At 67.0% G+C, this 12,915-nt stretch carries 9 protein-coding genes; 3 read left to right on the forward strand and 6 right to left on the reverse strand.

All coding sequences use genetic code 11. From position 1 onward, the window contains the following. Positions 1–124 precede the first annotated feature (124 nt). From ABE85_RS13995 to ABE85_RS14015, 5 genes are all read right to left on the reverse strand, one after another. Positions 125–793, reverse strand: a complete 669-nt coding sequence (locus ABE85_RS13995; protein WP_157522383.1) for a hypothetical protein — start codon at positions 791–793, stop codon at positions 125–127. A gap of 131 nt (positions 794–924) precedes the next feature. Further along, positions 925–2,025: a cell division protein ZapE gene (gene zapE, locus ABE85_RS14000; protein WP_067275573.1), complete on the reverse strand. Its 1,101-nt coding sequence runs from the start codon at positions 2,023–2,025 to the stop codon at positions 925–927. A 127-nt stretch (positions 2,026–2,152) separates the two neighbouring features. Next, complete coding sequence (gene lpdA, locus ABE85_RS14005; protein WP_067275577.1) at positions 2,153–3,580, reverse strand: dihydrolipoyl dehydrogenase; 1,428 nt, start codon at positions 3,578–3,580, stop codon at positions 2,153–2,155. Positions 3,581–3,734: 154 nt separating this feature from the next. Further along, complete coding sequence (odhB, locus tag ABE85_RS14010) at positions 3,735–5,003, reverse strand: 2-oxoglutarate dehydrogenase complex dihydrolipoyllysine-residue succinyltransferase (protein ID WP_067275581.1); 1,269 nt, start codon at positions 5,001–5,003, stop codon at positions 3,735–3,737. A 115-nt stretch (positions 5,004–5,118) separates the two neighbouring features. Further along, a complete protein-coding gene (locus ABE85_RS14015) occupies positions 5,119–7,971 on the reverse strand; it encodes a 2-oxoglutarate dehydrogenase E1 component (protein ID WP_067275585.1) in 2,853 nt (950 codons plus the stop codon). Positions 7,972–8,335: 364 nt separating this feature from the next. On the opposite strand from ABE85_RS14015, the gene ABE85_RS14020 reads away from it, so the two are divergent. After that, positions 8,336–9,178 carry a 2OG-Fe(II) oxygenase family protein gene (locus ABE85_RS14020; RefSeq protein WP_067275588.1) on the forward strand — a complete coding sequence of 281 codons (843 nt, stop codon included), beginning with the start codon at positions 8,336–8,338 and terminating at the stop codon, positions 9,176–9,178. A gap of 203 nt (positions 9,179–9,381) precedes the next feature. On the opposite strand, the gene ABE85_RS14025 is transcribed toward ABE85_RS14020, so the two are convergent. Further along, positions 9,382–10,509, reverse strand: a complete 1,128-nt coding sequence (locus tag ABE85_RS14025) for a branched-chain amino acid ABC transporter substrate-binding protein (protein ID WP_067275592.1) — start codon at positions 10,507–10,509, stop codon at positions 9,382–9,384. A gap of 96 nt (positions 10,510–10,605) precedes the next feature. Here ABE85_RS14025 and ABE85_RS14030 point away from each other — a divergent pair, with 96 nt between their 5' ends. Beyond that, the gene (locus ABE85_RS14030) at positions 10,606–11,016 is read left to right on the forward strand and encodes a hypothetical protein (RefSeq protein WP_067275597.1); all 411 of its coding nucleotides are present in this window, start codon (positions 10,606–10,608) and stop codon (positions 11,014–11,016) included. Between the two features lie 70 nt (positions 11,017–11,086). Next, entirely contained in the window at positions 11,087–12,739 is a 1,653-nt protein-coding gene (locus ABE85_RS14035; protein WP_082938603.1) for an ABC transporter substrate-binding protein, read from the forward strand. Positions 12,740–12,915: the final 176 nt, after the last annotated feature.

Genomic DNA, 12,915 nt, shown 5'->3' on the forward strand with positions numbered 1-12,915 from the left:
GATGCGAGCCAGCCGCTCGCACCAGGGCCCTCCCCGCCCCTCATGAAGAACGCCGGTCGACAGACCGGCGTTTTGCTTGGGGCGCCACGAGGACGGCATCGCGTGCCATCCTCGCCTTGGACCCTCAGGGCTTGGGCAGCGCGCGAATGTCGGAGGCGGAAGGCGTCGGCAGATGGGCCGCGGGCGGCTTCGTGTTCTTGCCCACCGGCGCGGACGCCGCGGAGGCGGCCTTCTCCGCGGAGCGCCCCTGCTGCGCCTCCGCCTTGCGCTGTCGGTCCTGCGCCTTCTGACGGCGCTCGGCGGCGGCTTCGCGGCGCTTGGCCGCGTCGGCCTTCGCCTCGGCGTCCAGCTGTGCCTCCCGGCGCTGATGCAGCTCGGGATTGGCGCGCGGCGTCCGCGCACCGGGCAGCATGGGGACCGACGCAGCCTGCGCCGCTTCGCGCACCGATTCGGTCTTGCGTCGGGCCTCGTCCTTGGCGGCCTCGCGTTCGTTCTGCTCGACGCGCTCGCGCGCAGCGGCGCTGCGGCGCAGGCGCTCCTCGGCGTTGACCTGATGTTCCGCGTGGTCCAACGGGCGCAACTGGCGGATGCGTTCGTCGCGCGCGTCCTCCAGGCAGCCGGTCACGACGAAACGCTGGTTGCACTCGCGCACCTTGGCCTGGTAGGTCTGCTCGATGCGGGCACGCGCGGCGCCGATCTCGGCGCGGGACATCTCCGCCGCGCAGACGACCGGGGAGACGGCCGTGGCCGACAACGCCATCGGCAGGAGAACAAGGACGGAGCGGGAAGTCATGGCCCGGATCATCGCATCCGGCGACGCCCGTTCCAGTGACACGACCGCCCGTGACTTCCCTACACCCCAATCGGTGGGAGGGTCGAGGAGCGCGCGCCCCGCTCCCGCCGGCGTGAAGTCGGGGGAAGGTGTCAGGTCAGTCGCGTGTCGACGTCCCGGCGCTCCAGCTCCAGATACTCCTTGGACTGCATCTCCTGCAGCCGCGACACGGTGCGTGGGAACTCGTGCGCCAGCGGGCCCTCGGTGTACAGCTGCTCCGCCGGCACGGCCGCGGAGATGATCAGCTTCACGCGCCGGTCGTAGAGCACGTCCACGAGCAGCGTGAAGCGGCGCGCCTCGCTGGCCAGGCGCGGCGGCATCGCCGGCACGTTGGACAGGATGATGGTGTGGAACTGCGTCGCCAGTTCGAGGTAATCGTTCTGCGAGCGCGGCCCGCCGCACAGCTCCGAGAAGTCGAACCACACCACGCCGCCGGCGCGGCGGCGTGAGCGGATCTCGCGATGCTCGATGTGCAGGATCGGGTCTTCGTCGCGCGCTTCGGCGAGCGACTCGAACGCGGCGGTCAGCGCCTCTTCGGTCTGCGCGTTCAGCGGCGTGTGATAGAGATCGACATGCTCCAGCGAGCGCTGCCGGTAGTCGGTGCCGTTGTCGACGTTGATGACTTCCAGGTTCTGCTTCAGCAGTTCGATCGCGGGCAGGATGCGGTCGCGGTGCAGTCCGTTCGGGTAGAGCCCGTCGGGATGGAAGTTGGACGTCGTCACGATCGACACGCGGTTCTTGAACAGCGCGTCGAGCAGCCGGTACAGGATCATCGCGTCGGTGACGTCGGCGACGTGGAACTCGTCGAAGCAGATCAGCCGGAAGCGTCGCGCGATGCGCTTGCCGAGTTCGTCCAGCGGATCCTGGATGCCCTTGAGTTCCTGCAGCTCGCGGTGGACCTCGCGCATGAACTCGTGGAAATGGAGCCGGGTCTTGCGCGTCAGCGGCACGGCCTGGAAGAAGCAGTCCATCAGGAAGCTCTTGCCGCGGCCCACGCCGCCGAACATGTAGACGCCGCGCGGCAGCGGCGGCCGCACCAGGAACTTGGTCACCGCGTTGGAGCGCCGCGCTTTGTAGTCGGCCCATTCGTCCTGGCAGCGCTGCAGCGAGGCGACCGCGCGCAGCTGGGCCGCGTCGGCGGTGTAGCCGCGTTCGGCGAGGGTCTGGTGGTAAAGCTCGGTGACGGTGGTCATGCGGTGATCAGGCGAGGGTCAGGCGGCGGCGTTCATCTCGACGCGGCCTCTGGAAAGGACAAGAAAAAAGGGGCGACTCGTCGCCGCCCCTTTTTGTTCACGCATCCGATGCGCTTCGAGCCGGAGCTCAGAAGTTCAGCGTGCGCTTGTCGATGGCCAGGGCCGCTTCCTTGGTCGCTTCGCTCAGCGACGGGTGCGCGTGGCAGATGCGGGCGATGTCCTCGGCCGAGGCCTTGAACTCCATCGCGACCACGGACTCGGAGATCAGCTCCGAGGCCATCGGGCCGATGATGTGCACGCCCAGGATCTCGTCGGTCTTGGCGTCGGCCAGGAACTTGACGAAGCCGGTCGTGTCGCCCAGCGCGCGGGCGCGGCCGTTGGCCAGGAACGGGAACTGGCCCGCCTTGTAGGCCACGCCGTCCGCCTTCAGCTGCTGCTCGGTCTTGCCGACCCACGCGATCTCGGGGCTGGTGTAGATCACCCACGGGATGGTGTTGAAGTTGACGTGACCGTGCTGGCCGGCGATGCGCTCAGCGACGGCAACGCCCTCTTCCTCGGCCTTGTGCGCCAGCATCGGGCCGCGCACGACGTCACCGATGGCCCAGACGTTGGGCAGGTTGGTCTTGCACTCGTCGTCGACGATCACGGCGCCGCGATCATCGAGCTTCAGGCCGACGGCTTCGGGGTTCAGGCCGATGGTGTTGGCCGTGCGGCCGATCGAGACGATCAGCTTGTCGACCGCCAGCGTCTGCTCGCCGCCCTTGGCGTCGGTGTACTTCACCGACACACCGTCCTTGCCGTTCTCGACGGCCGTGATCTTCACGCCCAGTTCGATGTTCAGGCCCTGCTTCTTGAAGACCTTGGCGGCTTCCTTCGCCACGGACTCGTCGGCGGCGCCCAGGAAGGCGGGCAGCGCTTCCAGGATCGTCACTTCCGCGCCCAGGCGGCGCCACACCGAGCCCATTTCCAGGCCGATGACGCCGGAGCCGATCACGCCCAGCTTCTTCGGCACGGTCGGGATGCGCAGCGCGCCGTCGTTGGACAGGATGTTGGTCTCGTCGAACGGGGCACCCGGCAGCTGGCGGGCGTTGGAGCCGGTGGCGACGATCACGTGCTTGGTCGTGATGGTCTCTTCAGCGGCGCCGGCGACCTTCAGCTCGTACGTGCCGTCCTTCGCCGCCACGAACGAGCCGCGGCCGTGGAAGAAGGTGACCTTGTTCTTCTTGAACAGGTACTGCACGCCGTCGTTGTTCTGCTTCACGACGGTGTCCTTGCGACCGATCATCTTGGCGACGTCGATCTTCAGGTCGTTCATCGAGATGCCGTGGTCGGCGAAGCCGTGGCCGGCGTGCTCGAAGTGCTCGCTGGACTGCAGCAGGGCCTTGGACGGGATGCAGCCGACGTTGGTGCAGGTGCCGCCGAGGGCGGGACCGCCCTTGTCGTTCTTCCACTCGTCGATGCAGGCCGTGTTGAAGCCCAGTTGCGCCGCGCGGATCGCCGCGATGTAGCCGCCGGGGCCGCCGCCGATGACGACGACGTCGAATTGCTTGCTCATCAAATTCTCCAATCTCATTCAACGCTCTGTCGGAGCGTAGCGAGCGGCGTCAGGGCTAGGCGCGGGTGCCGAGCCACCGGAACGTAGCAGCGCTACGTGAGGATGGCGAGGCGGGCCCCGCAACGACGCCCTGGCGCCGCGCAGTAGCTCCGGCTTAGATGTCGAAGAGCAGACGGGCCGGATCTTCGAGCGCATCCTTCATCGCGACCAGGCCCAGCACGGCTTCACGGCCGTCGATGATGCGGTGGTCGTAGGACATCGCCAGGTAGTTGATCGGACGGATCACGATCTGGCCGTTCTCGACGACGGCGCGGTCCTTGGTCGCGTGCACGCCCAGGATGGCCGACTGCGGCGGGTTGATGATCGGGGTCGACAGCATCGAGCCGAAGGTGCCGCCGTTGGAGATGGAGAAGGTGCCGCCGGTCATCTCTTCGATGCCGAGCTTGCCTTCCTGGGCCTTCTTGCCGTACTCGGCGATCTTCTTCTCGATGTCGGCGAAGCTCATCTGGTCCGCGTTGCGCAGGATGGGCACGACCAGGCCGCGCGGCGAGCCGACGGCGATGCCGATGTCGAAGTAGCCGTGGTAGACGATGTCGTTGCCGTCGACCGAGGCGTTCAGCACCGGGTACTTCTTCAGCGCGTGCACGGCGGCCTTCACGAAGAAGCTCATGAAGCCCAGCTTCGTGCCGTGTTCCTTGGTGAAGCTGTCCTGGAACTTCTTGCGCAGCTCCATCACCGGCGCCATGTTCACTTCGTTGAACGTGGTCAGGATGGCGTTGGTCGATTGCGATTGCAGCAGGCGCTCGGCGATGCGGGCGCGCAGGCGGCTCATCGGCACGCGCTGTTCCGGGCGGTCACCCAGGTTGGCGGACACCGGCGCGGCGACGGCCTGCAGCGGTGCCTTGGCGGGAGCGGCCGGGGCCTGCACCGGCGCGGGAATCGTGGCCGGCTTGGCGCCGCCTTCGATCGCGCCCAGCACGTCGCCCTTGGTCACACGGCCATCCTTGCCGGTGCCCGGGACGGAGCCGGCGGCCAGGTTGTTGTCGCCCATGATCTTCGCGGCGGCGGGCATCGCGACGCCGGCCTTGCTGTCCGACGAGGCGGCAGCGGCGGCCGGGGCGGCGGCGGGTGCAGCGGCAGCGGGCGCGGCGGCGGCGGCCGGAGCAGCGGCGCCGGCCTTGCCTTCGGAGTCGATCTTGGCGATGACCTGATCCGACGTGACGGTACCGCCGTCGGCGACGACCAGTTCGGCCAGCACGCCGGCGGACGGCGCCGGCACTTCCAGCACGACCTTGTCGGTCTCGATCTCGATCAGGATCTCATCGATGGCCACGGCGTCGCCGGGCTTCTTCTTCCACGTGAGCAGGGTCGCTTCGGCGACCGATTCGGACAGCTGGGGGACTTTGACTTCAACGATTGCCATGATGTTTTTTCTCTCGGTTTTTCAGTAAACCGGAGCCTTGCGCCTGCCGGTCGCCGGGGAGCGTGTGCCCGTCCCCGGCGCCGGTGTCATTGCGGCGCGCGGCGTCCGCAATGACTCACTTGGTCAGCACGAAACCCTTCAGTTTCCCGAAGGCCTGCTCCAGCAGCGCCTTCTGCTGTTCCTGGTGCAGGTGGGCGTAGCCGACGGCCGGCGAGGCCGAGGCGGGACGGCCCGCGTAGCCGAGCTTCTGGCCGTCGGCCATGTTCTCGTGGATGTAGTGCTGCACGAAGAACCAGGCGCCCTGGTTCTGCGGCTCGTCCTGGCACCACACGATCTCGGCCAGGTTGGGGTACTTCTTCAGCTCGGCCGCGAACGCCTTGTGCGGGAAGGGGTACAGCTGTTCGACGCGGATGATCGCGACGTCCTTCTTGTCGCCGCGGGCCTTGATCAGGTCGTAGGCCACCTTGCCGGAGCAGGCGATCACGCGCTTGACCTTGCCCGCGTCGATCTCGGCGCTCGTCTCGCCGATGACGGTGCGGAACTCACCCTTGGTGAACTCGCTGACCGGCGAGGTCGCGTCCTTGGCGCGCAGCAGCGACTTGGGCGTCAGGATGACCAGCGGCTTGCGGAACATGCGCAGCATCTGGCGACGCAGCAGATGGAAGATCTGCGACGCGCTCGTCGGCTGGACGATCTGCATGTTGTTGTCGGCGGCCAGCTGCATGAAGCGCTCCAGGCGGGCCGAGCTGTGCTCGGGGCCCTGGCCTTCGTAGCCGTGCGGCAGCATCAGTGTCAGGCCGTTGGAGCGGCCCCACTTCACTTCGCCCGAGGCGATGAACTGGTCGATCACGACCTGCGCACCGTTCACGAAGTCGCCGAACTGCGCTTCCCAGATGGTCAGCGTGTGCGGGTCGGCGGCGGCGTAGCCGTACTCGAAGCCCAGCACCGCCTCTTCCGACAGGATCGAGTCGATCACGACGAACGGGGCCTGACCTTCCGCGACGTTCTGCAGCGGGATGTAGATGCCCTCGTCGAAGCGTTCGCGGTTCTGGTCGTGCAGCACCGCGTGGCGGTGGGTGAACGTGCCGCGGCCGCAGTCTTCGCCGGACAGGCGGATCGGGTAGCCCGAGGCCACCAGCGAGGCGAAGGCCATGTGCTCGCCCATGCCCCAGTCGACGTTGACGTCGCCGCGACCCATGGCCGCGCGGTCGCCGATGACCTTCTCCACCAGCGTGTGGGCCTTGAAGCCGCCCGGCAGCGTGGTGATCTTCTCGGACAGGCGCTTCCACTCGGCCACCGGCAGCGCGGTGTCGCAGCTGTCGGTCCACTTCTTGCCGAGGAACGGGGTCCAGTCGGTGGCGTACTTGCTCTTGAAGTTGGTCAGCACCGGGTCGACGGTGTGACGGCCTTCGTCCATCGCGGCGCGGAAGGCCTTGACCATGCCGTCCGGACCTTCGGCGTCCAGCACGCCCTGGGCCACCAGCTTGTCGCCGTACAGGCGGCGGGTGCCCGGGTGCTTGGCGATGGTCTTGTACATCAGCGGCTGCGTCAGCGCGGGCGTGTCCTGCTCGTTGTGGCCCAGCTTGCGGAAGCAGACGATGTCGACGACGACGTCCTTCTTGAACTGCTGACGGTAGTCCAGCGCCAGCTGCGTGCACAGCACGACCGCTTCCGGATCGTCGCCGTTCACGTGCAGCACCGGGGCCTCGATCATCTTGACGACGTCGGAGCAGTACAGCGTCGAGCGCGTGTCGCGCGGGTCGCTGGTGGTGAAGCCGATCTGGTTGTTGATGACGATGTGGACGGTGCCGCCGGTGTAGTAGCCGCGCGTCTGCGCCAGCGCCAGCGTCTCCATCACGACGCCCTGGCCGGCGAAGGCCGCGTCGCCGTGCACCAGCACGGGCAGCACCTGCTCGCCGGTCTTGTCGCCGCGGCGGTCCATGCGCGCCTTGACCGAGCCCTCGACGACCGGGTTCACGATCTCCAGGTGCGACGGGTTGAAGGCCAGGCTCAGGTGGACGGGGCCGCCGGGGGTGGTCACGTCGCTGGAGAAGCCCTGGTGGTACTTCACGTCGCCGGACGGCAGGTCTTCAGGGGCGGTGTGGTCGAACTCGGCGAACAGGTCCTTGGGCATCTTGCCCAGGGTGTTCACCAGCACGTTCAGGCGGCCGCGGTGGGCCATGCCGATCACGATCTCCTGGACGCCGCGCACGCCGGCGCACTTCACCAGCTCGTCCATCGAGACGATGAAGCTCTCGCCGCCTTCCAGCGAGAAACGCTTCTGGCCGACGTACTTCGTGTGCAGGTAGCGTTCCAGGCCTTCGGCGGCCGTCAGGCGCTCCAGGATCTGCTGCTTCTTCTCGGCCGTGTAGGTCGGCTTGCTGCGGATCGCCTCGAGGCGTTCCTGCCACCAGCGCTTTTCCGTCGGCTCGGTGACGTGCATGAACTCGGCGCCGACGGAGCCGCAGTAGGTGTCACGCAGGGCCTGCACGATCTCGCGCAGGGTCATGCGCTCGGCCTTGGTGAAATAGGTGTTGGTCGCGCTGAAGGTCCGGTCCATGTCGGCTTCGGTGAGGCCGTAGGACGTGGGTTCCAGTTCCGCGATCTTGGCGCGCTCGGTGCGCTTCAAGGGGTCCAGGTCGGCCCAGCGCGAGCCCAGCGTGCGGTACGCGGCGATCAGCGACTGGACGTGCACCTGCTTGCCGGCCACTTCGAGCTCGGCGGAGGACACCTTGTTGTTGAGCGCGTTGGCCTTGGCGCGTTGCGCGAAGGATTCGACGACGGGGGCGTGAGGCACATCCCGTTTGTCGCTGCCGTCCACCGCGGGAACGTGCTGCAGCGCGTCGAAGTAGGCGCGCCAGTTGTCGGGCACGGCGCCCGGGTTGTCGAGGTACTGCTCGTACATCTCCTCGACGTAGGGAGCATTGCCCCCGAACAGGTAGGAGTTCGAGCTGTATTGCTGCATCATCTTTCGCTCACCTCTGCCCCGGCTTCCGGAGCTATCGGCTGGTTATGAACCTTCCGCGACACGGCTTGACCGGTTGGCGGATTGCGACCCGCCTTTGCTGTTGCCAGAAAAGGGGTACGGGAAGGACCTGAAGTCACAAGCGCAGGACTGTAGCACCACGCTGGAACCCGTGCTGTTGCGGGTTCGCCCACTTCTTGTGCGTCCTGTGAATGACAGGGGTCAAGCGAACGAATGCTTACGGGACCCTCACACCGGCAAGCGACTCACAAACGTTTGCGAGGCATCAAGTCCAAGCAGTAGACTGCGGGTTGGCGTACCGCCCCGAGATTGAATGGCGGACTGCCGGGGACACAGGAGATCCCACATGCAAGTTCGAGTCGTCGACTACCGCGCCGCGGATGCGGCCGAGCAATTCACCCGCTCCCTGCACGAGACAGGCTTCGGCGTCCTGGTGAATCACCCGCTGCCTCAGGAACTGGTCGAAAAGATCTACGCCGATTGGCTCGGCTACTTCAACGGGACCGAGAAGCACGAGTTGGCGTTCTCCAAGGAGACGCAGGACGGCTACTTCTCCACCGAGATCTCGGAGACCGCCAAGGGCCACACCCAGAAGGACATCAAGGAGTACTTCCACCTCTACCCGTGGGGAAGGATGCCGGCGTCGCTCAAGGACGACGCGATGCGCTACTACGGCATCGCCAACGACCTGGCGGCGGAGCTGCTGTCGTGGGTGGAGAAGCACACGCCGGCCGACATCGCGAAGAACTATCGCGAGCCCCTGTCCAACATGATCAAGGACAGCCGGCACACGCTGCTGCGCGTGTTGCGTTATCCGCCGCTGACGGGCAACGAGCCGGCGGGCTCGCTGCGCGCCGCGGCGCACGGCGACATCAACCTGCTGACCATCCTGCCGGCGGCCAACGAGCCCGGCCTGCAGGTGCAGGGCAAGGATGGCGAGTGGGTCGATGTGCCGGGCGACTTCGGCATGCTGATCATCAACATCGGCGACATGCTGCAGGAAGCCTCGCAGGGCTACTACCCGTCGACGCAGCACCGCGTGGTCAATCCGACCGGCGAGGGCGCGAAGAAGAGCCGCGTCTCGCTGCCGCTGTTCCTGCACCCGCGCGAGGATGTGGTCCTGTCGGACCGCTACACCGCGCACGAGTACCTGGAAGAGCGGCTGCGGGAGCTGGGCGTCAAGACCTGACACCTGGCGCACTGCCACCGCCGCTGGCCCTCACCCCTGCCCTCTCCCGCAAGCGGGAGAGGGAGTCCGATCGTTTGCACTCGCGGCGTTGGCTCCTCTTGCCCCTCTCCCGCACTGCGGGATAGCGCTGGCTCCTCTTGCCCCCTCTCCCGCTTGCGGGAGAGGGTTGGGGTGAGGGCTAGCGGCCTCACGCAGTCAGCAGATCAGAGGCTCTTCAACGGCACGACGTCCTTGCCCTTGAGCGTGAACACCGTGACGGCGGACGACTTGAGGTCGTGCTTGTCGTCATAGGCGTACTCGCCGGCCACGCCGGTGTAGGTCGACTTGGCGATCTGTTCGCCGACCTTCTTCGGGTCGGTGGACTGCGCCGCTTCCATGGCGCCCGCCAGCAGGTAGGCGCCGTCGTAGAACGACGCGGCGTAGGTCAGCGGATCGCGCTTGAACTCGGCCTTGTACTTGTCCAGGAACTGCTTGCCCTTGGCGCTGCGGTCGATGAGCGCGCCGCCCTGCGTGCAGTACGTGTTCAGGTCGTTCGCGATCTGCGACAGCGTGGCGGTTTCCGACGAGCAGATGCCGTCGCCGCCCAGCAGCGGCGCGGTGATGCCGAGGCCGCGCATCTGGCGCAGCATCGGACCGCCCTGCGCGGAGTAGCCGCCGTAGAACACGGCGTCGGGCTTGGCGGCTTTCACGGCGGTCAGGATGCTGCTGAAGTCGGTGGCCTTGTCGTTGGTGAATTCCTTGGACACGACCTTGATGCCGAGCTTGGCCGCCTGGGCGGTGAACTCCTGCGCGACACCCTGGCCATAGGCGGTGCGGTCGTCGATGACGGCCACCGTCTTCACCTTCAGGTCCTGCGCCGCGTAGACGGCCATCTTCGCGCCGAGCTGGTTGTCGGTCGCACCGATGCGGAACAGGTTGGACTGGTTCGGCTGCTGCGTGATGCGCGGGTTGGACGCCACCGTCAGCACGATCACGCCGCCGTCGGAGAACACGCGCGAAGCCGGCATGGTCACGCCCGAGTTGTAGGGGCCGAGCACGAACTTGATCTTCTTGTCGACCAGCGCCTGCGCCACCTGCACGCCCTGGCGCGGGTCGGCCACGTCGTCGTTGACGTCGAGCTCGAACACGACCGGCTTGCCGCCGACCTTCACGCCCTTGGCGTTCAGCTCCTTGATGGCGAGCGCGGCGCCGTCGCGGTTGTCGATGCCGTAGCCGGCCTGCGGACCGGTCACGGGGCTCATGAAGCCGATGCGCACGCGCTCCTGCGCATGGACGCCCAGGGCCGCGAAGCCGGCGGCGAGCACCAGCAGTTTCAGAGAGAACTTCTTCATTTGTCTTCCTCGGTAAGGTCTTCCCCGGTAGGGGAGAGTTCGAGTCTACGTAATGCCGGCCTGAAGGTCGCGGCTCAACCCCGTCTACAGTGGTGCATGTCCTCTCGATCAGGCAGCGTGATCTGGATCCATCCGGAAGCGCCACCCAAACCCGCCGTCGGCGAACCGTGCAACGGCTGCGGCGTATGCTGCCTCGCCGAACCGTGCCCGCTGGGGATGCTGGTGAGTCTGAAGCGCGAAGGCGCCTGCCGCGCGCTGCAGTGGTCCGAGGAGGACCGGGCGTATCGATGCGGCATGCTGGTGCATCCGACGCGCTATGTCGGGTTGCGCACGTTCAGGCCCGACGGCCTCGTCAATCGCCTGATCCGCCGCTACGCGCGGCGCATGATCGCCGCCGGCATCGGCTGCGACGCGGACATCGAGCCGGCCGCTTCCCCACCCTCCCCCGCGTCATCGCCCCATTCATCGTCCCCTTCATCGCCCTCGTCATCTCCGGAGAAGCGCTAAGCAACGCCTGCCCCCGTCGGGCATAGCATGGAGCGAGCACCGCCTGACCAGGCTTCATCGGAGTCCGTCCATGTCCCGCCTCCAGACCTTCCGCGTCCAGACCTTCCGCCTCCAGACCTTCCGCTTCCCGTCCGCTTCCCGCTTCGTCCGCGCCCGCGTGGCGCTCTCCCTGGCCGTCGCGTTCGGCGCGATCGCCGCCGCACCCGGCGCGCAAGCCGTGGCGTTGCGCTGGGCCGCGCAGAACGACGTGCTGACGCTCGACCCGCACTCGCAGGACCACACGACCACCAGCGCCATCCTGCAGCACGCCTACGAAGGCCTGACGCGCTACAACGAGCAGTGGGAGATCGAGCCCTGCCTGGCCACGAAGTGGACGCAGATCAGCCCGACGCAGGTCCGCTTCGAGCTCCGCAAGGGCGTGAAGTTCCATGACGGCTCGCCCTTCACCGCGGACGACGTGATCTTCAGCTTCGACCGCGTCCGCCAGCCGCAGGGCACGATGCAGATCTACGTCACCGGCATCAAGGAGATCAGGAAGGTCGACGACTTCACCGTCGATCTGATCCTCGACTCGCCGCAACCGATCCTGCTGCGCAACCTGGTCGACTTCCGGATCATGAGCAAGGTCTGGGCGGAGAAGAACAAGGCGACGCAGATGGCCGATTACAAGGCCAAGGACGAGAACTACGCGAGCCGCCACACGGACGGCACCGGTCCCTACGAGATCACTTCCTGGCAACCCGACCAGAAGATCTCGATGACCATCAACAAGGGCTGGTGGGACAAGAACAAGGGCAACATCACCGAGGTCAGCTACATCCCGATCAAGTCCGATCCCACGCGCGTCGCCGCGCTCACGTCGGGCGACGTGGACCTGCTGACCGAGGTGCCGACCCAGGACGTCGGCGCGGTGAAGGCCGATGCGAAGCTCAAGTCGATCGAAGGCCCCGAGACCCGCACCATCTTCTTCGCGATGGACCTGGGCAGCGACGAACTGCGCGGCTCTTCCGTCAAGGGCAAGAACCCGTTCAAGGACCTCCGCGTGCGGGAGGCACTCTCCATCGCCATCGACCGCGAAGCCATCAAGCGCAGCATCATGCGCGGCCTGTCGGTGCCGGCGTCGCTGATGGTCCCGCCCGGCGTCAACGGCTACGACGCCGCGCTGGACAAGCCCGCCAAGCCCGATCTGGCCCGCGCGAAGAAGCTGCTCGCCGAGGCCGGGTATCCGAACGGCTTCGAGCTGCCGCTGAACTGCCCCAACAACCGCTACGTCAACGACGAGAAGATCTGCCTGGCCGTCGTGTCGATGTGGAGCAAGATCGGCATCACGGCGCGCCTGACCGCGCAGCCGATGTCGCAGCACAGCCAGCTCTTCCAGCGCTTCGAAGCGCCGCTGTACATGCTGGGCTGGGGCGTGTCCACGCGAGACGCGCTCTATTCGCTGCAGGCGCTCGCGCGGACGCGCAGCGGCGGCGCGGACGGCAGCTTCAACTTCTCCAAGGTCAGCGACCCCGCGCTCGACAAGCTGATCGACGCCGCCAAGAGCGAGATCGACACCGCCAAGCGCGACGCCATCCTGCGCGACGCGCTGGTGCGCACGCGCGACCAGTACCTGTTCATCCCGCTGCACCACCAGGTGCGGCCGTGGGCGATGCGTGCCAACCTGCAGACGCTGCACCGCTCCAACGACCGGCCGGAAGCCCGGTTCACGACGATCAAGTGAGCGATCCCCGGGACGTTGGATGCGCGGAACCCGGATGTCCTTCCTCGGCGGCTGAGTTTTCCGCTCCACCCTGGGGCAATCCCCAGGGTGGAGCGGCCACCCGCCGGGGGTCCCGGCGGCTAGCATCCAGGCGACTTCACGTTTGCTTAACGACGTTGCCAAGGGAGCTACCGCTC

This window comes from Mitsuaria sp. 7 (assembly GCF_001653795.1).
Classification (GTDB): Bacteria; Pseudomonadota; Gammaproteobacteria; order Burkholderiales; family Burkholderiaceae_C; genus Roseateles.

Coding starts and splice junctions, on each gene's coding strand:
- ABE85_RS13995 (WP_157522383.1), bottom strand. CDS start 793: ATGACTTCCCGCTCCGTCCTTGTTCTCCTGCCGATGGCGTTGTCGGCC.
- zapE (WP_067275573.1), bottom strand. CDS start 2,025: ATGACCACCGTCACCGAGCTTTACCACCAGACCCTCGCCGAACGCGGC.
- lpdA (WP_067275577.1), bottom strand. CDS start 3,580: ATGAGCAAGCAATTCGACGTCGTCGTCATCGGCGGCGGCCCCGGCGGC.
- odhB (WP_067275581.1), bottom strand. CDS start 5,003: ATGGCAATCGTTGAAGTCAAAGTCCCCCAGCTGTCCGAATCGGTCGCC.
- ABE85_RS14015 (WP_067275585.1), bottom strand. CDS start 7,971: ATGATGCAGCAATACAGCTCGAACTCCTACCTGTTCGGGGGCAATGCT.
- ABE85_RS14020 (WP_067275588.1), top strand. CDS start 8,336: ATGCAAGTTCGAGTCGTCGACTACCGCGCCGCGGATGCGGCCGAGCAA.
- ABE85_RS14025 (WP_067275592.1), bottom strand. CDS start 10,509: ATGAAGAAGTTCTCTCTGAAACTGCTGGTGCTCGCCGCCGGCTTCGCG.
- ABE85_RS14030 (WP_067275597.1), top strand. CDS start 10,606: ATGTCCTCTCGATCAGGCAGCGTGATCTGGATCCATCCGGAAGCGCCA.
- ABE85_RS14035 (WP_082938603.1), top strand. CDS start 11,087: ATGTCCCGCCTCCAGACCTTCCGCGTCCAGACCTTCCGCCTCCAGACC.